The organism is Ruegeria sp. HKCCD6119, assembly GCF_013110585.1.
Lineage (GTDB): Bacteria > Pseudomonadota > Alphaproteobacteria > Rhodobacterales > Rhodobacteraceae > Ruegeria.
In genome coordinates, this window is sequence record NZ_WVQV01000006.1 from 60149 (window position 1) to 83205 (window position 23057).

Sequence of the window (23057 nt, forward strand, 5' to 3'; positions counted from 1 at the left end):
CCATCTTTAAGCGAGCGTATGCGTCTGTGACCTGTCACAACGGCTTCCTGGCGTGGCGGAGAAACCCCTAATGGAGCGCATTTATGTCCCGACAGAACTATACATTTACTTCGGAATCCGTTTCCGAAGGGCATCCCGACAAGGTCTGTGACCGCATCTCGGATGCTGTCCTTGATGCATTTCTCAATGAAGAACCAGAAGCCCGTGTGGCCTGCGAAACTTTCGCCACGACCAACCGGGTTGTGATCGGTGGCGAAGTAGGTCTGTCTGATCAAGACAAGCTGCACGATTACATGGGGCGCATCGAACAGATCGCCCGCGACTGTGTCAAAGACATCGGTTACGAGCAGGACAAGTTTCACCACGAAACCGTCGAAGTAACCAACCTGCTGCACGAACAATCTGCCCATATCGCTCAGGGCGTTGACGCTGCGGACGACAAGGACGAAGGTGCCGGCGACCAGGGCATCATGTTCGGTTATGCCACGACTGAAACTCCGGCGCTGATGCCCGCGCCGATCCAGTATTCGCACGCCATCCTGCGACGTCTGGCTGAAGTGCGCAAGAATGGCACCGAACCTGCTTTGGGCCCCGATGCAAAGTCGCAGCTGTCAGTCGTTTATCGCGACGGCAAGCCGGTCGGCGTCAGCTCGATCGTTTTGTCTACGCAGCACCTGGATGAAGCGCTGTCTTCGAATGACATCCGCGCCATCGTCGAGCCTTATATCCGTGAAACCCTGCCTGACGGCTGGCTGTCGACCGAAACCGAATGGCACGTCAACCCGACCGGCAAATTCGTTATTGGCGGGCCGGATGGCGACGCGGGCTTGACCGGGCGCAAGATCATCGTGGACACCTATGGCGGTGCGGCCCCTCATGGCGGCGGCGCGTTCTCGGGCAAAGACCCGACCAAGGTTGACCGTTCGGCAGCATACGCAGCACGCTATCTGGCCAAAAACGTCGTGGCGGCCGGCATGGCCGAACGCTGCACGATTCAGCTGAGCTATGCGATTGGCGTGTCCAAGCCGCTGTCGATCTATGCCGACACACATGGAACCGGCCAATTGGCGGATGCGGTTATCGAAAAAGCTGTGGGTGAGGTCATGGATCTGACACCGCGCGGCATTCGCCAGCATCTGCAACTGAACAAGCCGATCTATCAGCGCACAGCTGCATACGGCCACTTTGGTCGCCAGCCGAGCGATGATGGTGGTTTCAGCTGGGAGCGCACCGATCTGGTCGATGCGTTGAAATCCGCAGTCTGACCTGAACAACACAAAGCGCGCCTTTGAGGGCGCGCTTTTTCCTTGTGCGTGCCGCGCGCCCTTGCAACGTTCTCTGGCGCGCAGTATGGCGACCGCCATGAGCACCGAGACCCCACGACGCCCGCGCAGAAACTTCTATGGCCGCTTCAAAGGCAAGACCCTGAAGCCCAGCCAAAAGACCTATCTGAACGAAGATCTGGCGGCTTTGTCGCCCGGTGCGGTGGATTGGGATACAAACCCCGAACGCAGGCCGTTGGACCTGAACACGTTGTTCAGCGGCAAACCGGTCTGGCTGGAAGTCGGCTTTGGCGGCGGCGAGCATCTGGTTCATCAGGCGCAAAGCAACCCCGACATCGGCATCATCGGGGCCGAGCCCTATATCAACGGCGTTGCCATGCTGCTGGGCAAAATTCGGCAGGCGGGGGTTGATAACCTTGCTGTGCATCCCGGCGATGCCCGAGACCTGTTCGACGTGCTGCCAGAGGCCAGTATATCGCGCGCCTTCCTTCTGTATCCTGACCCGTGGCCGAAAACCCGGCATCATCGTCGCCGTTTCGTGACGCCGGAACATCTTGAACCATTGGCAAAGGTCTTGAAGCCTGGATCGATCTTCCGGGTCGCCACGGACATCCCCGACTATGTGCGGCAGACACTGGAGGAAGTCCCCCGCGCCGGGTTCGAGTGGCTGGCCGAGCGCCCCGCAGATTGGCGCGAGCCGTGGGACGACTGGATTTCCACACGCTACGAGCAGAAAGCCTTGCGTGAAGGACGCACGCCCCATTACCTGACCTTCCGCCGCAAAGACTGATTGCCGCTGGACCAACCGGTGCCAATTCGCTAATCGGCTTGAGCACTGATAGCGCAAAAGGAGCCCCCATGTCCGGACACGGAACGCCCATCCCGATGACTTCGCATCCCTGCGGCCCGCTGACCGGCACGGCAGAGGTGCCGGGCGACAAGTCGATTTCGCACCGGTCACTGATCCTTGGCGCGATGGCTGTAGGCGAGACCAGGATATCGGGGTTGCTCGAAGGTGAGGACGTCTTGGACACCGCAAAGGCAATGCGGGCCTTCGGGGCAGAAGTCACAGATCATGGCGGTGGCGAATGGACCGTGCATGGCGTGGGCGTTGGCGGGTTTGCCGAACCGGATCAGGTGATTGACTGCGGCAATTCCGGCACCGGAGTCCGGCTGATCATGGGTGCCATGGCGACCTCGCCGATTACGGCAACTTTTACCGGCGATGCCAGCCTGAACAAGCGTCCCATGGCGCGAGTAACGGATCCGCTTGCGTTGTTTGGTGCGCAGGCCGTGGGCCGCTCGGGGGGGCGTTTGCCCATGACGATCGTCGGTGCGGCAGACCCGACTCCGGTCCGGTACGAAGTTCCGGTGCCCTCGGCCCAGGTGAAATCCGCCGTCCTGCTGGCGGGGCTGAATGCCCCCGGTAAAACCGTGGTTATCGAGAAAGAGGCGACCCGCGATCATTCCGAGCGGATGTTGTCCGGTTTCGGTGCCGAAATTACGGTGGAAGACACCGATGAAGGCCGGGTCATCACTTTGACGGGGCGCCCGGAGTTGAAGCCGCAAGTCATCGCCGTTCCACGCGACCCGTCCAGCGCGGCCTTCCCGGTTTGCGCGGCGCTGATCACGCCCGGTTCGGACGTTCTGGTGCCGGGTATCGGCCTGAACCCCACGCGCGCGGGCCTGTTCACGACGCTGCGCGAGATGGGCGCCGACCTGACCTATGAAAACGAGCGCGAAGAGGGCGGCGAGCCGGTTGCCGATCTGCGCGCAAAATACTCGCCAGACATGAAGGGTATTAACGTACCGCCTGAACGCGCGGCCTCGATGATTGACGAATATCCTGTTTTGTCCGTGGTTGCCGCAAACGCCACGGGCACCACGATGATGGGCGGAGTGAAGGAACTCCGAGTGAAGGAAAGCGACCGCATCGATGCCATGGCGCGCGGTCTGCGCGCCAACGGCGTCACGGTCAACGAGGGTGACGACTGGTGGTCGGTCGAAGGGTTGGGTATCGGCAAGGTTCGTGGCGGCGGGACGTGCGAAAGCTTCCTGGATCACCGCATTGCCATGTCCTTCATGGTGATGGGCATGGGCGCGCAGAACCCGGTGAGCGTGGATGATGGTGGTCCGATCGCGACATCCTTCCCGATTTTTGAGCCGTTGATGGCGTCGCTTGGTGCAAAGGTAGTGCGCAGGTGAGCTTCACTGTCGCCATTGACGGACCTGCGGCTGCGGGCAAGGGCACGATCTCCAAGGCCGTTGCGGCGCATTTCGGGTTCGCGCATCTGGACACCGGCTTGCTGTATCGCGCCGTTGGGCGGCGTACTCTTGAAGGGTTTGGCGCGCTTGAAGCAGCGCAGGCCCTGACCGCCGAAGAGCTTGAGCAGGGTGATCTGCGCACGGCTGAAATCGCGCAGGCCGCATCCAAAGTGGCGGTGATCCCCGAGGTTCGCGCCGCCTTGGTGGATTTTCAGCGCGCCTTTGCCCGAAGGTCGGGCGGTGCCGTCTTGGATGGGCGCGACATCGGGACGGTGATTTGTCCCAATGCCGAGGTGAAGCTGTTTGTAACGGCCAGCCCAGAGGTGCGAGCTGAACGCCGGTTTCTGGAGCTTAGCGCAAAAGGTGCTGACGTGACGCGCGAACAGGTTCTGGCAGATGTTAAAGAGCGGGATGCGCGGGACGCAGAGCGCAGCGCTGCGCCGATGAAGCCAGCCGAGGATGCAGTGCGACTGGACACAACAGACCTCAGTATCGAGGCTGCATTGGCCAAAGCGCTTGAAATCATAAGCGCAAAACTGCCCGCGACGCGCTGACGTCGCAGGCATGGGCGGAGTTTACAGCTCGCCTACGGCGATGCTCTTGATATTTGCCCACTGTTCGTCCGCCGTTTTTGTGGTGGCGGGAACGTCCTTCAGGAAGGCCGCGCGGGTTTCGGCGTTCAGAAACAGGTACAGTTTTCCATCTGCGACCAGGTACTGATCCGGGTCTCCGTCGAACTTCTTGCCGACCGACACGCCGAATGAACAGAACCCACCATGCTGCGGCAGATAGGCCGCCGGGTTGGCCACGAACGCCTCGAGGTTGGCGGCGGTGGTGAAGTAGTAGGATGCGCCATCATATGTCGCCGAGTGGGTGGCGAAGCCTTCGACCGGGTTGCCATCATTGACCAAAGCAACCAGATCAACCCCATGTGCGGCAAGCGGGGCACCTGCGGCCGAGATGCCGTTCGACACGTTGATTTCGTCCGCGGCAAAAGCCGGAGTGGACAGGGCGATGGAGGCCGCCAGGGCGGTGAAGACGATAGTTTTCATTACACGTTTCCTCTTGGTTCTGGGTTCGGGTCGATCGGATCGTCGACCGGTGAAACATAGTTAGGGGGTGAAAGTTGGACGTGTAATCGCAGATAGGCCATCAGATATTGCAGATCGTACAAGTATCTGAATGGCCAGAAGGCGCGTTCACCAAGCTTTGTTTGGTCAGTGTGGTTTTGCGTACCTATGCTGAAAGAATGCCTGCAGGAGTGCCATCATGATCCGATTAGCCCTCATTCTTGTTTTCATTGCCCGAAGCCTTGCCGCGCAAGAGCCCGTGCAAAGCCCACCCGAAGCCGAGCCGCCCATGACGTACGAACGGCTGGGCAACATTCTTTTCGCGCTTGACCCCGAAGCAGAGCCGAGCGGCCCTGGGTTTCAATTGACGATTGCAGGGGTACAGGTCTTGGTCATCACCGACACCAATGCGGATCGGATGCGGGCCATGGTCCCGATCCGCAGCGCTGAGGCGCTGTCGGAGGAAGACTTGATTCGAATGATGCAGGCCAATTTCGACAGCACTCTGGATGCCCGTTACGCGATCGCCAATGGCACCTTGTGGGCTGCGTTTATCCACCCGTTGTCCCTGTTGGAAAAAGATCAGCTGATCTCGGGGCTGGCCCAGACTGTGAACATCGCCAGGACATATGGCACCCTGTATTCCGGTGGCGCGGCAGAGTTCGGAGGCGGCGACAGCACCGATCTGCAACGTGAGTTGATTGAAGAACTGCTGAAGAAAGGCGAAGAGATCTGACCTGCACCGTGAATATGGGAATGGCGTGACGCCTGCTGGTTGGCCGACGTTGCGCGGCCGGGCCTTCATAGACCCTAGATGGATTGAGGAAAGCTGTTATAGTTTCTTCCCAGCGAAAAGGGAAAGCAGCGACACAACCCGCAAAAAGCAGGGGCGCAGCAAAAAATTCCCGAGCCAACAGGGACAAAACTACATGAACAATCGTTTGAACAAAATCACTATCGTGGGTGGCGGTACGGCTGGATGGATGACCGCGCTGATCCTGGATATGGTGTTTTCCCGCACGTCAGCGCCCAAGGATCGACCGCAAATCTGTCTGATCGAAAGCCCGAACATCTCGACCGTGGGGGTGGGTGAAGCCACGGTTCCGCGGATGCCTGTCACGCTGCGTCAGGCGGGCATTTCAGAGCGGAGTTTCTTCCGCGAGACAAACGCATCGTTCAAGCTGGGTGTGAAGTTCTGCAATTGGAACAATGACGCCAAGGGCAATCGCATCGACTACATGAACCCCTTTGCGCACGGCCAGATGCTTGAGGGACTGGAGGCTGCCGAGTATTTCCTGCGCTTCGGCAATGGCGACAGGGATTTCACGCAGTCCATCTCGCCGCATGATGATCTGGCCCGTTTGTGCAAGGGCGCGCGTCAGTTGGGGCAGCCGGAATTCGAACAACGGTTTGGTTATGCCTATCATCTGGATGCCGTAAAGTTTGCAGGCATGCTGACCAGGGTCTGCACGAAGCGCGGAGTGGAACATATCCGGGATGAGGTGCAAACGGTCGAGCTGGATGAACAGGGCAATGTCAGTCATCTCATGCTCGAGGCAAAAGGCCGCCATGATATTGAGATGGTCGTGGATTGCACCGGGTTTCGTGGGCTGATCATCAACAAGGCACTCGGTGAGCCATTTTTGGATTACTCTGACTACCTGCCCAATGATAGGGCCATGGCGTTGCAGATCGAGCATCCGGATCCTGACAAGATCGAAAGCGCCACCAGATCCACTGCCTTGGGCGCAGGTTGGACGTGGCGCGTGCCGCTTTTTAACCGTGTGGGCACAGGATATGTCTATTCGTCGGCACACCGAACGGATGACCAGGCGGCGGACGAGTACCTTGAGTGGCTGGGTGACAGCGGCAAAGGTTTGACACCGCGCGTGATCCCGATGCGCGTCGGTCGCGTGCGCAATGCCTGGGTCAAGAATTGCGTGGCCATAGGCCTGTCCGGCGGGTTCATTGAACCGCTGGAAAGCACGGCGATCCATATGATTGACCATGCGATACGCTGGTTCGCCGAGCATTTGCCCACGCGAGACATCGAGCCTTCGCTGAGGGACAGATACAATCGGCAGATGGACAAGCTTTATAACGAGGTACTGGAATTCATCTGTTTACACTATCGGTTGGGCAACCGTACCGATGACCAATACTGGATCGATGCGCGCACCGAGATGAAGATACCGGATCGATTGGCCGAAAATCTTGAACTGTGGCAGTATCGCCTGCCGATGGATCACGATATCGAGTTCGCCACTTTGTTTGACAGCCGCGTTTATCAAACCGTTCTTTTGGGCAAACAGGTTTATGATACGGGCTATGGTTCAGGCATCCGTGATCGTCTTCGACCGTTGAAGAAACCGATTTGGTTCCAGGGTATGAAGAACGCGAAAATGGATCTGGCGAAGATCGTTAAATCCATGCCGGATCACAAAACACTGTTGCGCGATATCCGGGGGGAACTTGATCAACCTGCCTTTGGAATGGCGGCGGCAATGAAGCCGACAGTGGCGATGCCGGGCACGGCGCCAGCCCCTGTGGTCATCGAGAACATGCCGAACTTTGCTGAAATCCAAAGCGGTAAAAAGGATTTGCAACTGTTCTGACTGCTTCCTGCCCGTCGCGCAGGGAATGTTTGCAGGAAAGGCGGGGTGCAAACTCCCCGTCTTTTTTACTTCCAACTGTTTTATCAATATGTAATGTAATCACATATATAGTGAAAGGCGACCGCATTGCGACAACAGAAGAAACAAGGGCAAACAAAGGGTCGGAACTTGCGGAGCACCCTCAAACGTCGGAGACGACAGGCGGCGCCTATGCAGGTTTACGATTCTCTGCCGTCAGGGCTGCGCCAGTGGTTGGCCTCGGCAAGTTTGCCGTGGAGCCCCGTTTCTGCGCAAAAAATCTGGACCCGGGCCGGAGGCGCGCGCAACCCATCCGCAGCGTTGATGCGACTGGACGCAATTGAACAGGCCATGCTGCGGCGCGATGCCGGGGTTTGGACCTTCAAAACCGGCAACGCGCCTGGGTACAGAGCCGCCAAACCTTGAAAATATGGGCTTTGCCCTTGCACATACCGGGGAATCCGCCTATACGCGCGCTGTCGATACAAGGGCGGTCAACGTCCGGATGACGTTTCTGAGCAGGGCCGGGTTACCTCGGCCCTTTGTGTTTGTTTGCTCAGGGGCGCACCGGGTCACGTCCGATGGCACCATGAATCAAGACCGGCGGAGACAACCGCTCGGCCAGCAAAAACGTATTGTAAAGGAAAACAACGCCACATGGCTAACGCATCCATGGAGGAATTCGAAGCCCTCCTGAATGAAAGCTTCGAAATGGACACACCCGAAGAGGGTTCTGTTGTCAAAGGCAAGGTTTTGGCGATCGAAGCCGGCCAGGCCATCATCGACGTCGGCTACAAAATGGAAGGCCGCGTTGATCTGAAAGAATTCGCAAATCCCGGCGAAGCCCCTGAAATCGCTGTAGGTGACGAGGTCGAAGTTTACCTGCGTGCCGCAGAAAACGCCCGTGGCGAAGCTGTCATCTCGCGCGAGATGGCCCGCCGTGAAGAGGCATGGGACCGGCTGGAAAAAGCATATGCCGACGACCAGCGCGTCGAAGGTGCAATCTTTGGTCGGGTCAAAGGTGGTTTCACCGTCGATCTGGGTGGCGCAGTTGCGTTCCTGCCCGGCTCGCAGGTTGACGTGCGCCCCGTGCGCGACGCTGGCCCGCTGATGGGGCTGAAGCAGCCGTTCCAGATTCTGAAAATGGACCGCCGCCGTGGCAACATCGTTGTGTCGCGCCGCGCAATCCTGGAAGAATCGCGTGCCGAGCAGCGTGCCGAAGTCATCGGCAACCTGTCCGAAGGTCAGACCGTCGAGGGTGTTGTCAAGAACATCACCGAATACGGTGCATTTGTTGACCTGGGCGGCGTTGACGGCCTGCTGCACGTCACCGACATGGCATGGCGTCGTGTGAACCACCCGTCCGAGATCCTGACGATCGGTGAAACCATCAAGGTTCAGGTCATCAAGATCAACAAAGAGACCCACCGCATCAGCCTGGGCATGAAGCAGCTGCAAGAAGATCCATGGGATCTGGTTGCTGCGAAGTACCCGCTGGGCTCGGTCCATCAGGGTCGCGTCACCAACATCACCGACTACGGCGCGTTCGTCGAGCTGGAAGCCGGTGTCGAAGGTCTGGTGCACGTCTCCGAGATGTCCTGGACCAAGAAAAACGTCCACCCCGGCAAGATCGTTTCGACCAGCCAGGAAGTCGACGTCATGGTTCTGGAAATCGACGGCGCCAAGCGTCGCGTGTCTCTGGGCCTGAAGCAGACTCAGCGCAACCCATGGGAAGTGTTTGCAGAAACTCACCCCGAGGGCACCGAGGTCGAAGGCGAAGTCAAGAACATCACCGAATTCGGTCTGTTCATTGGCCTCGAAGGCGACATCGACGGCATGGTTCACCTGTCCGACCTGTCCTGGGACGAGCGTGGCGAGGATGCGATCCAGAACTACCGCAAGGGCGATGTCGTTCAGGCGGTTGTCTCGGAAGTTGACGTGGAAAAAGAGCGTATCTCGCTGTCGATCAAAGCCCTGGGCGGTGACAAGTTCGCCGAAGCCGTGGGCGGCGTGAAGCGTGGCTCGGTCATCACCGTCGAAGTCACCGCGATCGAAGATGGCGGCATCGAGGTCGAATACGAAGGCATGAAGTCCTTCATCCGTCGTTCAGATCTGTCGCGTGACCGTGCCGAACAGCGCCCCGAGCGTTTCTCGGTCGGTGACAAGGTCGACGTCCGCGTCACCAACGTCGACAGCAAGACCCGTCGTCTGGGCCTGTCGATCAAGGCGCGCGAGATCGCCGAAGAAAAAGAGGCCGTGGAACAGTACGGTTCCTCCGATTCGGGCGCATCGCTGGGCGATATCCTGGGTGCAGCGTTGAAATCCGGCGACTAAGCCAAGGCAGTATCCCAAGCATGAATTTCGGCCCCGCACGACAGTGCGGGGCCGTTTTTGTTGCGAATCAATATGTTCCGAACCGCAGGGTTAATTAGGGGATTGATCGCGCATTAAGTGTGGAAATTGGCCTGACAGATAAAATTTCGCGCGAGAATGTGGCAAAATAAAGCCTCAAAACTCAGAGTATCCGTTCCCCCCTTCCGGGTTTTTTCCTATACTGTCAAAACAGTAGACCTGTCACACCGGCTGCCTGGGAGGGTATCACGCATGATCCGTTCAGAATTGATTCAGAAAATCGCTGACGAAAACCCGCATCTCTATCAGCGTGATGTCGAGCGGATCGTGAACACCGTATTCGAAGAAGTCACAGACGCCATGGCGCGCGGTGACCGTGTCGAACTGCGGGGCTTTGGTGCCTTTTCCGTGAAAAAACGCGACGCACGTGTTGGGCGCAACCCGCGCACGGGCGAAACGGTGCAGGTCGAAGAAAAATGTGTACCGTTTTTCAAAACTGGCAAGTTGCTCAGGGATCGATTGAACGGTAAAGCCTGACACCATGATGCGTTACCTTCGATATGCTTTTCTGGCGGCTCTCGGGATCATCCTGATTTCCGTGTCTCTTGCCAATGTTCAGTCCGTAGAACTGAAACTGATGCCGGATGCTCTGGCCGAGCTTCTGGGTTTTAACCTCAGCGCGTCACTGCCGCTGTTTCTGGTGGTTTTGGGGGGTGTTGCGGCAGGATTGGTTATTGGTTTCCTGTGGGAATGGCTGCGGGAACACAAGCACCGCCGCGACGCGACCGTGAAGAAAACCGAAGTGCGCAAGCTTGAGCGCGAAGTCAAGAAGCTCAAGAAAAAGCAAAACGAAGGCAAGGACGATGTACTTGCCATTCTGGATGAGGCGAGCTGAGCCTGACCGCTATGCCTGATGTTCGGTTCAAAATCTGCGGTCTGACCGCACCGGATCACGTGCGCGCTGCGGCCGAAGCCGGGGCGGGCTATGTTGGGTTTGTTTTCTTTCCGAAATCGCCACGCAATCTGGATATTTTGCGGGCCGCAGAACTGGCGCATCTGGTCCCAGTTGGCGTTGCCAAGGTGGCTTTGGTGGTGAATGCCACTGACGAAGAATTGGACGGAATCGTTTCGACTGTACCGCTTGATATGCTTCAACTGCATGGCAAGGAATCGCCCGAACGGGTTTCCGAAATTCGCGAGCGATTTGGTTTGCCGGTGATGAAAGCCATAGGAGTGGCCGAGGCCGAGGATCTGGCGGCCGTCGATCTTTACTCGGAGGTGGCCGATCAACTGCTGATCGATGCGAAACCGCCCAGAGAGGCCGAATTGCCGGGCGGCAACGGGTTGGCTTTTGACTGGCGGCTGTTGGCCGGACGGAAATACTGGCGCCGGCCTTGGATGCTGGCCGGTGGCCTGACACCCCAGAACGTTGCCGAAGCAGTCCGGATGACAGGTGCCCGGCAGGTGGATGTGTCATCCGGTGTCGAAAGCGCGCCGGGTGTGAAAGATGCTGCCCTGATCCGCGACTTTGCATCGGCTCTCAGGTGATCTGATAAAGATCTTGCTGCGTATCCCTCGAAACAGAGGGGTTGAGCATGCTCGCAGCAATCGGGGGCGTTTCCTTGAAACACTGGTACCATGCGCCGGAGTTTTTCTGGCGCGCGGGACAGGCCTGTCGGCAGGCGCAAGGCGACCCATTGTGCCTGCACGCTGACTTGTTCAGGCAGGATGGCATCTATTTTTCATTCAGTGTCTGGCAAGACATCGAAGCAATGCTGACATTTTCCCAATCCGGCCCACACAGGCGTGCCTTGTTGGCGGCCGATCGTTTGGCGGATGTGAACAGGTTTCATCATTTTCCGTGCATTGGTGTGCCCAGCTCGGCGCAGGCGGTTCAGGTCTGGCGTCAAAACACGCAGGTTGTGGAATGATGCGTTTTGCCCATGGCAAATCCCGCTGCCACCACCTATGAACAACAGATACGACGAGGGAGACACCCATGGCCAACGATCTTTTCAATTCCTTCATGTCCGGCCCTGACGAACAGGGACGTTTCGGCATCTTCGGCGGGCGTTTTGTCAGTGAAACTCTGATGCCGCTGATCCTGTCACTGGAAGAGGAATACAACAAGGCCAAAGATGATCCGACGTTCTGGGCCGAAATGGATGACCTGTGGGCAAACTATGTGGGTCGTCCTTCGCCGCTGTATTTTGCGGAACGCCTGACCGAGCATCTGGGGGGTGCCAAGATCTATCTGAAGCGTGACGAGCTGAACCACACCGGCGCGCACAAGATCAACAACGTGCTGGGGCAGATAATTCTGGCGCGGCGTATGGGCAAGACCCGGATCATTGCTGAAACCGGGGCAGGGCAACACGGCGTGGCCACCGCCACCGTATGTGCCAAGTTTGGCTTGAAATGCATTGTCTATATGGGGGCGCACGACGTGCAGCGTCAGGCCCCGAACGTATTCCGCATGCGTCTTCTGGGGGCCGAGGTGATCCCTGTGACCTCGGGTCGTGGGACGCTCAAGGATGCGATGAATGACGCGCTGCGCGACTGGGTGACTAATGTGCGCGACACGTTCTACTGCATCGGCACCGTGGCTGGGCCGCACCCCTATCCGGCAATGGTCCGCGATTTCCAGTCGATCATCGGCAAGGAAGCGAAAGAGCAGATGATGAAGGCCGAAGGCCGTTTGCCCGACACGATCATTGCGGCCATCGGCGGCGGTTCGAACGCGATGGGTCTGTTCTACCCTTTCCTCGACGACAAGGACGTCAATATCATAGGCGTCGAGGCGGGCGGAAAAGGTGTGAACGAGAAAATGGAGCATTGCGCTTCGCTGACCGGCGGACGGCCGGGCGTGCTGCACGGCAACCGGACCTATCTGTTGCAGGATGACGATGGCCAGATTCTTGAAGGCTATTCAATCTCGGCCGGGCTGGACTATCCGGGCATCGGGCCCGAGCATTCCTGGTTGCACGAAATTGGACGCGCGAATTACGTCTCGATCACTGACAAGGAAGCGCTCGAGGCGTTCCAGCTGTGCTGCGCAACCGAGGGGATCATCCCGGCGCTGGAACCAAGCCACGCATTGGCCCATGTGATGAAGATCGCACCGGAATTGCCCAAGGATCACCTGATCTGCATGAACATGTGCGGCCGTGGAGACAAGGACGTTCAGACCGTGGCCAAATATCTGAACTTCGATATGTCAGACACCGAAGGCCGTACGGCGGGTTGAGTGTGAACCGGGGCGGCATGTCCCGGTTGCTCTGTTATGGCGTCCATGGCTCAAGCGGTCCTGAAAGCAACATTTTCAAGGCGAAACGTCCTGACGTTCCAGGGCAGGACAGGCGGGATAGTCAAACATGTGACATGTCCGCCCAAATCAGGTTGCCCTGCAAAAAAAGGGCCGCCGCCAAGGCGCATGTAAGGACAACACAGAGGCCCGAGGAATCGCCGGCTGCTGGGAAACCTCGATCATTGTGCCTGCATTTGTTTCCCGACAACTGCCAGTTGCGATCTCTGCCTGGGATTGTTTCGAATATCCCGTCAAGGTCGAGAATCTGTAACCGGCATATTTTGAGCACGTGACTTGCAAAGTCACGGCTTGTTGTGACGTCTTGCCGAGAAGACTCCTTGAAAACACCGGGGTTCGAAGTGCTTTCCGACATTTTTTGCCTTTGTCTTTTGGTTTGTGCACAGCCATGTGGCCCGCACGCCAAAGTTGAGTTGCTTCCAATTCTATACAGTGTCTCCAATTTGAATTAACTATTGGGTAACTGGCGTAGTTGCGGCCGGTTCAGGGGACGTCTCTGCAATGGATGGGACAATGGATGACGTGGCTCGGGGCACAGTGTCTTTGCCCGGGCGCCCTGGTGTTTAGCGCCCTCGCGGTGTTGTAGGAGGTAAAATGGTCAGGTCCGTTATTTCGAGGCTGTTGTGCCTCTGTTTTCTGATTTCAGCACTCATGATCGGAAGCGCGAAAGAGGGTGCGGCCCTTGGTGGCGGCTTCTTCATAACCTCAGTTCCGACGCCGAACGGGGGAAGCATCTTTTTCAACAATATCCCACTTACCGGATCGGCCTTTGTTTCGCTGGGTGGGTCGGGGCAGGTTCCCGGCGGTAGTTTCTATTTCAACAACGGCATTCTGAACCTGAGTGCGATCACGCCTGCCGGCCTTGCTTCCCTGGGCTATATCGGCGCAACCATTCTCAGTCAGGATGGCGCGGATTCCACATATGCGGCAGACGGGTATGTGGGGATTACGTTCACCGCGCGCGAAACCGTCGGAGGGCCGCTTTATCGCTATGAGATCGCGTTGTCCGGTGTAACGAACACCCAAATCGTCAACACGCGCGTTCTGGTGGATACGACACAGCCAACTGCAACGATTGGGGCCCTGACGCCGACCGGCAGCGGAACGTTTCAAGCAACCATTACGCTGAGCGAACCAAGCACCGATTTCACCGTGGGCGACCTGTCCGTCACCAATGCAACGACCACTCTGACCGGGTCCGGCACCAGCTATGTCGCCACTTTGACGCCCCAGAACAACGGTACCATCGAGCTTTTCATTCCGGCAGGGGTGTTCTCGGACGCGGCTGGGAATCTGAACCTTGAGTCAAACAGGGTCAGCACGCTTCAGGCCGTGACAAATGCTCAACGTCAGATTCAGGCGTTCCAGAACGCCCGGGCCAACAGCCTTGTGTCGAACCAGCCGAAACTGACCCAGTTTCTGCAAGGTTCGGGGTCGGGTGTACTGGACGCTTCGGTCACGCAGGGCTCGGGGTATCTGAATTTCGCCAGTGATCCGGCGCGCCCCGTCTGGTTCAGTGTGACCGGCAACTGGAGTTCTCAGGATGATTATGACAACTCCTATGCACTGGCTGTTGTCGGGGCTCATCGCCAGATCAATTCGAACCTGTTGATCGGCGCCATGCTTCAGTTCGACTATGCCGAAACGGAAAACGGCCCGGCCAGCGTGGACGGTACGGGCTGGCTGGTTGGCCCTTATGTGGTGGCAAAATTGCCCAATCATTCGGTGTTTCTTGAAGGGCGGGTACTTTATGGCCAGGCCGACAACAACATCTCTCCGTTTGGCACCTACGAAGACAGTTTCGACAGTGACCGTTGGCTCGTCCAGTCGCGCGTAACAGGTGAGATAAAGCGTGGCGCCCTGACATTGATGCCCTTGCTGGACGTAAGTTATGCCAGTGACGATCAGAAAGCTTATACCGACAGCCTGGGTAATCTGATTCCACAGCAGGATTTCAGTTTGACGACGGCACGGCTGGGTGTGGATTTCAGCCACCCGCTTCAAGTGTCACGAGGAGAGATGATGCTGACGGGCGGGCTTTCGGGGATTTGGAGCACGACTTCGGGTACTGGCACCGCCCCGGGCGTGACTCCGATTGGCGACACCGCCCGAGCCCGTGCGGATCTGGGCCTGGACTATCGGTTGGAAAACAACAGCTTGCTTGCAGCAAACGTGTTCTACGATGGCATTGGTGAAAGCGGTTTTGAAAACTACAGCATCAGCCTGATCTGGCAAATGGCGTTCTGACCTTGGGGCGAAACTGGATCGCGGATCAGGTCTCGCCCCAGGCGCAATGGCTGTCTAGGCATTCGCCTTGTTCTGAAGCAAGATATCAAGCGGCACAATCTCGAGCGCGCGTTGATGGGTCGCCTCCAGGTGAACCTTTGGGGCGCATCCTTCGTCATGGGCTTGTAGGAACCGGCCGGCACACAGACACCAGCTGTCACCGGGCTTGAGGCCCGGGAAATCGAACTCGGGCCGAGCCGTGCTCAGATCATTGCCGACGTATTTCGAGAATGCCAGAAACTCGGCCGTCATCACGGCACAAACCGTATGGCTTCCCTGATCCTCGGGGCAGGTATTGCACGCACCGTCGCGGAAGAACCCGGTCAGAGGATCGCGTGAGCAGGGCGCCAGAACGCCGCCGAGTACATTGATACTGTCTTGCTTCTGCATGAACACACCTTACAGGCTTTCTGCGATCTTGCGGAACATTTCGATATTCTGGTCGTTTACGCCAGTGTCGCGAAATTTCCGATCAGCGCCGGTAGACACAATCAGAACGCCGCGAGGTTGGTTGAAATAGATGTATTGCCCATACACGCCCCGGGCCAGAAACTCTCCCTCATGGGCGCCGCGCGGGATCCACCACTGGTACCCATATCCAATCTTCCCCTGAGCGGTCGGGGCGCTGGGTTGAGTTGCCTCGAAAATCCAGTCGGAGGGCACCACTTGCCGGCCGTTCAATGACCCATCTTGCAGGATCATTTGCCCGAACCGTGCAAAGTCACGTGTCGTGAAGTTCAATCCGCCCAAAACGAAGGCGACACCAGCGCCGTCAGTGACATAATACCCGTCCCGCTCAAGGCCCAGGGGCTGAAGGATTTTTTCCGTCAATAGATCCGCGACACTGCGACCGGTCGCCCCGCGTATCACCATGCCCAATACATGCGTGTCTATGGAAACATATTGCCAGGTTTCACCGGGGGGCGCGAAACTGTCCTGCAATGAGGCCGCGAAATCGTCCAGTTCACCGCCCAGGGCAATCACACGGCCCATCCTGTTGATGTCAGATTTCGGGTCCAGATAATCTTCGTCAAACGTGACGCCGCTGGCCATGTTCAGAACGTTCCGAATTGTCGCCCTGTCATATGCGCTGCCTGCAAGTTTGGGGGCGTATTTGACGACGGGATCATCCAATGAATCGATTGCGCCCTCTTGCAGGAGAATGCCGAAAAGCGCCGACAGATAACTTTTTGCCACTGACCACGAAATCCGGCGATCATCGGGACCGGTGCCCAGATAGTATTCCTCGAACCGGATCTTGCCGTTGTGCATAATAAGCAAAGAAGTGACCGAGCGTTCATTGATCCAAGTGTCGGTGCCTTCCGGAAGATCGAAACCTTCGCCGTAAGGCAGTTCCCATGTTGGGGCGTTTCCACGCGGCAGATCCACGGTCAGAAAGGCTTCATCCATATGCGAAAAGTTGTGAACGATCTTGTCCTCGGAAAACAGAGAGTTCACCGCCATCAGGCGCTGTAACTCTTCGCGTTTCCAAAGCCCAACGGCAGCGGCGGCCAAAGCCAGCGCCAGCACAATGCGCAGAACCCACTTCAGTATGGACCGCATCGCATAGCCTCCCTTGTTTGCGTGTATTGGAACGTGGACATCCCGCTTTCGCAACGCCGACGTAACGGAAAGAGGGCGGGGCGCTATTTGAACTTGTCCAACAGTTTCTGCATGGCCGACCGTTCGTCGGCTGGTGGCTTCGGAGGTGCCTTAGATGCGGTTTCAGCTTTCGGAGCCGCCGTCTTGGACGACCGGGGCGGAGCAGTACGCAGGGCCACCGCGTTCATGAATTTTCCACCATCATCTCGCGCCAGATGGGGCGCGCCGTCCGAAACACCCCGCAGAACGTCGTCCAGCCAGTCACTCTCGGATTTCGCAAAGTCGCTCAGGACATAAGCCGAGACCATCTCCTTGCGGCCCGGATGTCCGATCCCAAGCCGGACACGGTCATAGGCTGCGCCTATATGGTCGTGGATCGAACGCAGACCATTATGCCCTGCGTGTCCGCCGCCCGCCTTTACCCGCACTTTGCCCGGGGCGAGGTCCAGCTCGTCATGGAACACGACAACATCTGTGGACTCGAGTTTGTAGAAACGCATCGCTTCACCCACGGATTGACCGGACCGGTTCATGAAGGTCTGTGGTTTCAGCAAAAGGATTTTTTCAGACCCTAACCGCCCTTCCGAGATTTCGCCCTGAAACTTGGACTTCCATGGGCCAAACCCATGATCTTCCGCAATCCGTTCCACAGCCATGAACCCGATGTTGTGCCGGTTTCGGGCGTATTTCTGCCCCGGGTTTCCCAATCCGACAAAGAGTTTCATGACCATGCTCCGCCTCTGTAGCCTCGAGGCTATGTGATGACCGGAATTGCCATGGAAATCCAGCCGGTGCCGCGCGTCATGACCACAAAAAAACGGGGCTCGTCAGAACCCCGTTTCAAAAATCAGACGTTTGATCCGAATTTATTCTTCTTCTTTGCCGACGACTTCGACTTCATCGACTGCAACTTCTGCTTCTTCACCTTCTTCGTCGTCACTTGTCGACAGACCGGTCGGTGCCGAGACGTTTGCGATCACGAAGTCGCGGTCGATGGTCGGCTTGGTGCCTTCGGGTAGTTCAACCGACGAAATGGTGACGACGTCGTTGATGTTCATTCCGGCCACATCAACGGTGATCTTCTCAGGAATGTCACCTGCGGTGCACAACAGCTCGACTTCCGGGCGGACAACGGTCAGCACGCCGCCCTTCTTGATGCCGGGGGCTTCATCTTCGTTGATGAACTCAACCGGAATGTACAGTGCGATCTTGGTGGTCCGGCGCAGGCGCATCAGGTCCAGGTGGGTCGGCAGGTCTTTGACGACATCACGCTGAACGTCGCGGCAGATGACGCGAACGTCTTCATGGCCTTCGACTTTCAGGTTCCACAGGGTCGACTTGAAGCGACCGGCCTTCAGGCGCTTGAACAGTTCGTTGAACGGAATCTGAATCGGCAGCGGATCTTTGTCGCCGCCAAACACTACGCCCGGAACCATGCCTTCGCGGCGCGTTTTGCGAGCGGCGCCCTTGCCTGTCCCCGTCCGTTCCAGAGCTACGAGATCAGGAATCTCTCCAGCCATGATAATTCTCCAATGTTAGGGCGGGTATCCTCCAAGGCTGTATACCCGCGTGAAGCCGCGTCCTTATCTCGATTCATCCGGTTTGGAAAGGGGGAAATCACAGCTTGTCGTTCTCTATGGCCCAACCGCGCGCTTCGGAGTGTTCTTCGTCAAATGAGTGAAGGGTCCGCTGCTTCATCTGGCCACAAATATCCCGGGGGAGACGCCCGGAACGGGCGGCGGGGGCAGAGCCCCAAATCTGCCGCGGTCTCAGGCTTGCCAGCGACCACCAAAATCTTCTGGTACCAGAAGATTGTGCGCCCCCAGCGCGCTAACGGTTTTTTCACCGCACAGCGCCATTGTTGTATCAAGTTCCTTCTGAATCACTTCCAGCGCGGTGGTGACGCCTTTCTGGCCCATGGCGCCCAGCCCATAAATAAATGCGCGGCCGATATACGTCCCCCTGGCCCCCAGTGCCAATGCCTTAAGCACGTCCTGACCCGAGCGGATACCACTGTCCAGATGCACTTCGACATCGTTGCCGACAGCGTCCATGATCTCGGGCAATACCCGAATCGAGCTGAGCGCACCATCCAGCTGACGCCCACCATGGTTCGACACGACTATGGCATCCGCTCCCAGCTTGGCAGCCATTTTGGCATCTTCCGCGTCGAGTATCCCTTTCAGGATCACTTTTCCGCCCCACTTTTCCATCAGTTTTTCGACTTTGCTCCAGTCGAGGGTGGGGTCGAACTGTTCAGCGGTCCAGGCCCCCAGTGAAGACGCGTCCGAGATACCTTGCACATGTCCCACTATATTGCCGAACTCGCGCCGTTTGGCACCCAGCATTTCAATGCCCCAGGCCCATTTGGTCATCAGGTTCGCTATGGTCTTTGCGGTCAGCTTGGGTGGTGCGGACAGGCCGTTCTTCAGGTCTTTGTGCCGTTGGCCCAGAATCTGCAGATCCAACGTAATCACCAGCGCCGAACACTTGGCGTCCTTGGCCCGCTGGATCAGACGGCTGACATAGTCATCGTCCTTCATCGTGTAGAGCTGAAACCAGAACGGCTTGTCGGTGTGCTCGGCCACGTCTTCGATCGAGTTGATCGACATTGTGGAAAGGGTAAAGGGCACACCAAAATCCTCGGCGGCTTTGGCGGCCTTCATCTCTCCGTCCGCATGCTGCATCCCCGTCAACCCGACCGGGGCCAACGCGACCGGCATTGACACCTTCTGGCCGATCATTTCCGAGGCCGTCGAACGCCCGGACATATCAACGGCAACCCGCTGACGCAGGCGGATCTTTTCAAAATCGGAACTGTTCTCGCGGAAAGTCTGTTCCGTCCAGCTGCCGCTTTCAGCGTAATCGTAGAACATCCGCGGCACGCGACGCTCGTATATGCGCCTGAGGTTTTCGATATTGGTTATCACAGGCATGACTCAGACCTCCGAACTTACTGGTTCGTTTTCCTTACCAATGCATGTCAACGCCTGCAATGATCTGGCCCGGCGTCGGGCAGTCAAAAAAAGCCTGCCCCAGAACAGTCTGCGGCAGGCTTTTTAGTCTTGTGTTATCTGCGGGATCAGGCGCTATGAGCGCCATCAGACAGGGACTTTACAAAATCCAGCACTTCATTGACCGGTTTGCCTGCACCGATCTGGCTGACGATCGCCGACCCGACTACGGCACCATCTGCCACGGACGCGATATTGCGGGATTTCTCGGGCGTATTGATGCCAAATCCCACGATCACCGGCAGCTCGGTTGCGGCCTTGATGCGGGCAACCTCGGGGGCCACATCCGTTGCCTGCGCCTCGGCCGCGCCGGTGATGCCAGTGATTGAGACGTAATACACGAAGCCCGAGGTGTTTTGCAAAACGCGCGGCAGGCGCTGGTCATCCGTGGTAGGTGTTGCAAGACGAATGAAGTTCAGGCCGGCCGCCTGCGCAGGCAGGCAAAGCTCTTCGTCTTCCTCGGGCGGCAGATCGACAACGATCAGCCCGTCAATACCGGCATCTTTGGCATCGGCCAGAAAAGCCTCTACACCCCGGCTGTAAATCGGGTTGTAGTACCCCATCAGGACAATTGGCGTTGTGTCATCTGTTTCCCTGAACGCGCGCGCCAGATCCAATGTGCGCTGCAACGTCATCCCGCCGTCCAACGCGCGTTGACCCGCTGCCTGAATTGTGGGGCCATCCGCCATCGGATCAGTGAAGGGCAAACCAAGTTCGATGATGTCCACACCCGCGCCGGGTAGGCCTTTGACCACGTCGAGCGAGGTGTCATAATCCGGGTCCCCTGCCATCACATAGGCAACAAAAGCCTTCTTTCCTTCGGCTTTCAGGGCGGCAAACTTAGCGTCGATACGGGTCATCGGATGTCCTTGCAATCGGGTTTGGACCCGTGTGCAGAAACTTTGACCGAAAATCAATCCCGCCAACGCAGGAATAGCTCAGAAGCCCAGATGGTACCGCAGCAGAACCGCGTTTACACCAGGGTTCTCATCGTTGGTGCTGGCGTTCGACTTGTGCGTGATCGCAACTGACATTCTGTTGCCGTTGTTCAGGTTATATCCAAGACCCAAAAGGCTGCGGATCTGAAAGTCTCCGCCCAGGTCGTTCTGGTCGTTGCTGGCATTGAAGTATCCCGGCATGACACTGCCTTCGACGAACCAGCGCTCACCCAGAGAATACAGCCCGACCAGCCCAACACCGATATGCGTATCCCCGTCTTCGTTCACAGAAAACGCAGCACCCCAGCCAGCACTGAACCGAGTTGCCTGGTGAAAAGGAGTGTGATGGTACTCGAGAGCAATCAGTGCCTGATCTTCGGACGTCGCCTCGGAAAAATCTGAATACCCGGCACCAAGAACAACCGTCTGAGCATGGGCTGTAGCAAATGTAGAGACCGTCAGTACGGCTGCAAGAAGTAGTTTTTCCATTATATTCTGCCATTTAATTTGATCGCGCTATGTTAATTGTTCATCCTACCCTTCGGTTTTCAGGGCCGACAAGAACACGATTTGAGAACAATTTCGTGATGTGGCCGAAGGGACTCAAACAAAGTGGCCCGGCAATCACTTGCGCATTGATGCGGACCTGCATAGAAGCTGCGTTCGTATTCTATGCAGGAGGCCGTTATGGGCTTTAAGATGGGAATCGTGGGTCTGCCGAACGTGGGCAAGTCGACCCTGTTCAATGCGTTGACCAAAACCGCTGCCGCGCAAGCCGCGAATTTCCCGTTCTGCACGATTGAGCCCAATGTCGGCGATGTGGCCGTGCCGGATGAGCGGCTCGACAAGTTGGCCGCAATCGCATCGTCAAAACAGATCATCCCGACGCGCATGACATTCGTTGATATCGCCGGACTGGTGAAGGGGGCCTCGAAAGGCGAGGGGCTCGGGAACCAGTTTCTGGCAAATATTCGCGAGGTCGATGCCATCGCCCATGTCTTGCGCTGTTTCGAAGATGGCGACGTGACCCATGTAGAAGGCCGCATCGACCCCGTGGCCGATGCTGACACCATCGAGACTGAGCTGATGCTCGCCGATCTGGAAAGCATCGAAAAGCGCCGCGCCAATCTGGTGCGCAAGCTGAAAGGCAATGACAAAGAGGCCCAACAGCAGGACCGCCTGCTTGCCGAAGCGCAAAAGATGCTGGAAGGCGGCAAACCTGCACGGTTGGTCGAGGTTTCGGACGAGGACGCCAAGGCCTGGAAGATGTTGCAACTGCTGACCACCAAGCCGGTTCTTTATGTTTGCAACGTGTCCGAGGAAGAAGCCGCTGAAGGCAACGAATACTCGGCGAAAGTTGCCGAGATGGCTGCCGCCCAGGGCAACTCTCACGTCATTATCAGCGCCAAGATCGAAGAAGAGATCAGCTTGCTTGAAGCGGACGAGGCACAGATGTTCCTTGAGGAAATGGGTCTGGAAGAGCCCGGTCTCGACCGTCTGATCCGTGCCGGTTACGACCTGCTGAAACTGGAAACCTATTTTACGGTCGGCCCGAAAGAAGCTCGCGCCTGGACCATCCGCACCGGCACCGCTGCACCGCAGGCGGCTGGTGTCATTCATGGTGATTTCGAAAAGGGATTCATCCGCGCCGAGACCATCGCCTATGAAGACTTTGTCGCCTGCAACGGCGAGCAAGGGGCAAAAGAGGCAGGCAAGATGCGGGCAGAGGGGAAAAGCTATGTCGTCAAGGATGGCGACGTGATGCACTTTTTGTTCAACACCTGAAATTGCGCCACAATCCGCAATCGTATTGGCGTATCGAGGCCCGCCAACTCAAATCGGGAAATGAACTGTCCTGTGCTTTTAAGTCTGTCCGACGACTGAGGTTGCATCCCAAGATTGCGCAGACTCTTGATAGATTGATTTTTCCGGGTTGTATTTTCGCGGATCATCTAGCGATGATGCGTGAACATAGATACGATCATCCATAAGACTGCTGCGCCTTGTAAGTTGCGCTCCACAGTTCGGGCAGAAGCCGCTGAACGTTGGGTTGCCCGACCCGCCCAGCATTTCGTACGTTTTGCAAGCACTACTTATTTCAAAAGAGTCACGGACCAAAGGCATCATCTCTGAATGCCCGGAACCTGTGAGGTGCTGGCAGTCGCGACAGTGACAGCGAAACATTGGTACATCAAGTCGGGTGCCTGCATAGCGTACCAGGCCACATTTGCACCCACCTGTTATTCGTTCCGTCATCCTGAAACCTCCGCCTCTGGAAGCTAAGGTAAT

Annotated in this window: 24 protein-coding genes and 1 riboswitch; of the genes, 15 read left to right on the forward strand and 9 right to left on the reverse strand. The window is 57.4% G+C overall.

Translation table 11 applies throughout. The features are described from left to right. The first annotated feature begins 28 nt into the window (after positions 1-28). Positions 29-78, forward strand: a riboswitch (SAM-SAH riboswitch). Positions 79-83: 5 nt separating this feature from the next. The 4 genes from metK to cmk all read left to right on the forward strand — a co-directional run bounded on the left by metK (position 84) and on the right by cmk (position 4102). Beyond that, positions 84-1265, forward strand: a complete 1182-nt coding sequence (metK, locus tag GS611_RS14280; protein ID WP_171636751.1) for a methionine adenosyltransferase — start codon at positions 84-86, stop codon at positions 1263-1265. Positions 1266-1362: 97 nt separating this feature from the next. Next, on the forward strand, positions 1363-2073 hold the full coding sequence (trmB, locus tag GS611_RS14285) for a tRNA (guanosine(46)-N7)-methyltransferase TrmB (RefSeq protein ID WP_171636753.1): 711 nt from the start codon (positions 1363-1365) through the stop codon (positions 2071-2073). Positions 2074-2141: 68 nt separating this feature from the next. Then, a complete protein-coding gene (aroA, locus tag GS611_RS14290; RefSeq protein WP_171636755.1) occupies positions 2142-3488 on the forward strand; it encodes a 3-phosphoshikimate 1-carboxyvinyltransferase in 1347 nt (448 codons plus the stop codon). Beyond that, a complete protein-coding gene (cmk, locus tag GS611_RS14295) occupies positions 3485-4102 on the forward strand; it encodes a (d)CMP kinase (protein WP_171636757.1) in 618 nt (205 codons plus the stop codon). The genes aroA and cmk overlap by 4 nt, the downstream gene beginning before the upstream one ends. A 21-nt stretch (positions 4103-4123) precedes the next feature. Here the strand turns inward: cmk and GS611_RS14300 are convergent, their stop codons facing one another. Next, positions 4124-4600 (reverse strand): YHS domain-containing (seleno)protein, encoded by a 477-nt coding sequence (locus GS611_RS14300; RefSeq protein ID WP_171636758.1) that lies wholly within the window; start codon positions 4598-4600, stop codon positions 4124-4126. A gap of 217 nt (positions 4601-4817) precedes the next feature. On the opposite strand from GS611_RS14300, the gene GS611_RS14305 reads away from it, so the two are divergent. The 10 genes from GS611_RS14305 to GS611_RS14350 all read left to right on the forward strand — a co-directional run bounded on the left by GS611_RS14305 (position 4818) and on the right by GS611_RS14350 (position 15175). Continuing rightward, a complete protein-coding gene (locus GS611_RS14305; protein WP_170344921.1) occupies positions 4818-5354 on the forward strand; it encodes a hypothetical protein in 537 nt (178 codons plus the stop codon). A 193-nt stretch (positions 5355-5547) separates the two neighbouring features. Beyond that, entirely contained in the window at positions 5548-7233 is a 1686-nt protein-coding gene (locus GS611_RS14310; protein ID WP_171636759.1) for a tryptophan halogenase family protein, read from the forward strand. A 168-nt stretch (positions 7234-7401) separates the two neighbouring features. Next, entirely contained in the window at positions 7402-7677 is a 276-nt protein-coding gene (locus GS611_RS14315) for a DUF6525 family protein (protein WP_256369019.1), read from the forward strand. Positions 7678-7908: 231 nt separating this feature from the next. Then, positions 7909-9585 (forward strand): 30S ribosomal protein S1, encoded by a 1677-nt coding sequence (gene rpsA, locus GS611_RS14320; protein WP_068337749.1) that lies wholly within the window; start codon positions 7909-7911, stop codon positions 9583-9585. 270 nt (positions 9586-9855) lie between these two features. After that, positions 9856-10140 (forward strand): integration host factor subunit beta, encoded by a 285-nt coding sequence (gene ihfB / locus GS611_RS14325; protein ID WP_050603110.1) that lies wholly within the window; start codon positions 9856-9858, stop codon positions 10138-10140. Positions 10141-10147: 7 nt separating this feature from the next. Further along, entirely contained in the window at positions 10148-10498 is a 351-nt protein-coding gene (locus GS611_RS14330) for a lipopolysaccharide assembly protein LapA domain-containing protein (RefSeq protein ID WP_171117412.1), read from the forward strand. Between the two features lie 11 nt (positions 10499-10509). Next, positions 10510-11151, forward strand: a complete 642-nt coding sequence (locus GS611_RS14335) for a phosphoribosylanthranilate isomerase (protein ID WP_171636761.1) — start codon at positions 10510-10512, stop codon at positions 11149-11151. Between the two features lie 47 nt (positions 11152-11198). Then, positions 11199-11534 carry a hypothetical protein gene (locus GS611_RS14340; protein ID WP_171636762.1) on the forward strand — a complete coding sequence of 112 codons (336 nt, stop codon included), beginning with the start codon at positions 11199-11201 and terminating at the stop codon, positions 11532-11534. A gap of 68 nt (positions 11535-11602) precedes the next feature. Then, a complete protein-coding gene (gene trpB / locus GS611_RS14345) occupies positions 11603-12850 on the forward strand; it encodes a tryptophan synthase subunit beta (protein ID WP_171229554.1) in 1248 nt (415 codons plus the stop codon). Between the two features lie 672 nt (positions 12851-13522). Next, the gene (locus GS611_RS14350) at positions 13523-15175 is read left to right on the forward strand and encodes an Ig-like domain-containing protein (RefSeq protein WP_171636763.1); all 1653 of its coding nucleotides are present in this window, start codon (positions 13523-13525) and stop codon (positions 15173-15175) included. A gap of 54 nt (positions 15176-15229) precedes the next feature. Here GS611_RS14350 and GS611_RS14355 read toward each other — a convergent pair whose 3' ends face one another. The 7 genes from GS611_RS14355 to GS611_RS14385 form a co-directional block, all read right to left on the reverse strand. Next, a complete protein-coding gene (locus GS611_RS14355; protein WP_171117420.1) occupies positions 15230-15604 on the reverse strand; it encodes a DUF2237 family protein in 375 nt (124 codons plus the stop codon). A 9-nt stretch (positions 15605-15613) separates the two neighbouring features. Continuing rightward, a complete protein-coding gene (locus GS611_RS14360; RefSeq protein ID WP_171636764.1) occupies positions 15614-16777 on the reverse strand; it encodes a serine hydrolase in 1164 nt (387 codons plus the stop codon). 83 nt (positions 16778-16860) lie between these two features. Next, on the reverse strand, positions 16861-17541 hold the full coding sequence (gene pth / locus GS611_RS14365) for an aminoacyl-tRNA hydrolase (protein WP_171636766.1): 681 nt from the start codon (positions 17539-17541) through the stop codon (positions 16861-16863). Positions 17542-17682: 141 nt separating this feature from the next. Beyond that, the gene (locus GS611_RS14370) at positions 17683-18336 is read right to left on the reverse strand and encodes a 50S ribosomal protein L25/general stress protein Ctc (protein ID WP_171636768.1); all 654 of its coding nucleotides are present in this window, start codon (positions 18334-18336) and stop codon (positions 17683-17685) included. A 249-nt stretch (positions 18337-18585) separates the two neighbouring features. Next, on the reverse strand, positions 18586-19752 hold the full coding sequence (locus GS611_RS14375) for an alpha-hydroxy acid oxidase (protein WP_171636770.1): 1167 nt from the start codon (positions 19750-19752) through the stop codon (positions 18586-18588). 146 nt (positions 19753-19898) lie between these two features. Then, on the reverse strand, positions 19899-20690 hold the full coding sequence (trpA, locus tag GS611_RS14380) for a tryptophan synthase subunit alpha (RefSeq protein WP_171636772.1): 792 nt from the start codon (positions 20688-20690) through the stop codon (positions 19899-19901). Positions 20691-20768: 78 nt separating this feature from the next. Next, on the reverse strand, positions 20769-21257 hold the full coding sequence (locus tag GS611_RS14385) for an acyloxyacyl hydrolase (RefSeq protein ID WP_171636774.1): 489 nt from the start codon (positions 21255-21257) through the stop codon (positions 20769-20771). Positions 21258-21455: 198 nt separating this feature from the next. Between GS611_RS14385 and ychF the strand changes: the two genes are divergently transcribed. Continuing rightward, positions 21456-22553 (forward strand): redox-regulated ATPase YchF, encoded by a 1098-nt coding sequence (gene ychF / locus GS611_RS14390; protein ID WP_171636776.1) that lies wholly within the window; start codon positions 21456-21458, stop codon positions 22551-22553. Positions 22554-22631: 78 nt separating this feature from the next. Here the strand turns inward: ychF and GS611_RS21325 are convergent, their stop codons facing one another. Beyond that, positions 22632-23024, reverse strand: coding sequence for a GFA family protein (locus GS611_RS21325; protein ID WP_171636778.1), 393 nt, complete (start codon positions 23022-23024; stop codon positions 22632-22634). Between the last annotated feature and the right edge of the window lie 33 nt (positions 23025-23057).

Coding starts and splice junctions, on each gene's coding strand:
- metK (WP_171636751.1), top strand. CDS start 84: ATGTCCCGACAGAACTATACATTTACTTCGGAATCCGTTTCCGAAGGG.
- trmB (WP_171636753.1), top strand. CDS start 1,363: ATGAGCACCGAGACCCCACGACGCCCGCGCAGAAACTTCTATGGCCGC.
- aroA (WP_171636755.1), top strand. CDS start 2,142: ATGTCCGGACACGGAACGCCCATCCCGATGACTTCGCATCCCTGCGGC.
- GS611_RS14300 (WP_171636758.1), bottom strand. CDS start 4,600: ATGAAAACTATCGTCTTCACCGCCCTGGCGGCCTCCATCGCCCTGTCC.
- GS611_RS14305 (WP_170344921.1), top strand. CDS start 4,818: ATGATCCGATTAGCCCTCATTCTTGTTTTCATTGCCCGAAGCCTTGCC.
- GS611_RS14310 (WP_171636759.1), top strand. CDS start 5,548: ATGAACAATCGTTTGAACAAAATCACTATCGTGGGTGGCGGTACGGCT.
- rpsA (WP_068337749.1), top strand. CDS start 7,909: ATGGCTAACGCATCCATGGAGGAATTCGAAGCCCTCCTGAATGAAAGC.
- ihfB (WP_050603110.1), top strand. CDS start 9,856: ATGATCCGTTCAGAATTGATTCAGAAAATCGCTGACGAAAACCCGCAT.
- GS611_RS14330 (WP_171117412.1), top strand. CDS start 10,148: ATGCGTTACCTTCGATATGCTTTTCTGGCGGCTCTCGGGATCATCCTG.
- GS611_RS14335 (WP_171636761.1), top strand. CDS start 10,510: ATGCCTGATGTTCGGTTCAAAATCTGCGGTCTGACCGCACCGGATCAC.
- GS611_RS14340 (WP_171636762.1), top strand. CDS start 11,199: ATGCTCGCAGCAATCGGGGGCGTTTCCTTGAAACACTGGTACCATGCG.
- trpB (WP_171229554.1), top strand. CDS start 11,603: ATGGCCAACGATCTTTTCAATTCCTTCATGTCCGGCCCTGACGAACAG.
- GS611_RS14350 (WP_171636763.1), top strand. CDS start 13,523: ATGGTCAGGTCCGTTATTTCGAGGCTGTTGTGCCTCTGTTTTCTGATT.
- GS611_RS14355 (WP_171117420.1), bottom strand. CDS start 15,604: ATGCAGAAGCAAGACAGTATCAATGTACTCGGCGGCGTTCTGGCGCCC.
- GS611_RS14360 (WP_171636764.1), bottom strand. CDS start 16,777: ATGCGGTCCATACTGAAGTGGGTTCTGCGCATTGTGCTGGCGCTGGCT.
- pth (WP_171636766.1), bottom strand. CDS start 17,541: ATGAAACTCTTTGTCGGATTGGGAAACCCGGGGCAGAAATACGCCCGA.
- GS611_RS14370 (WP_171636768.1), bottom strand. CDS start 18,336: ATGGCTGGAGAGATTCCTGATCTCGTAGCTCTGGAACGGACGGGGACA.
- GS611_RS14375 (WP_171636770.1), bottom strand. CDS start 19,752: ATGCCTGTGATAACCAATATCGAAAACCTCAGGCGCATATACGAGCGT.
- trpA (WP_171636772.1), bottom strand. CDS start 20,690: ATGACCCGTATCGACGCTAAGTTTGCCGCCCTGAAAGCCGAAGGAAAG.
- GS611_RS14385 (WP_171636774.1), bottom strand. CDS start 21,257: ATGGAAAAACTACTTCTTGCAGCCGTACTGACGGTCTCTACATTTGCT.
- ychF (WP_171636776.1), top strand. CDS start 21,456: ATGGGCTTTAAGATGGGAATCGTGGGTCTGCCGAACGTGGGCAAGTCG.
- GS611_RS21325 (WP_171636778.1), bottom strand. CDS start 23,024: ATGACGGAACGAATAACAGGTGGGTGCAAATGTGGCCTGGTACGCTAT.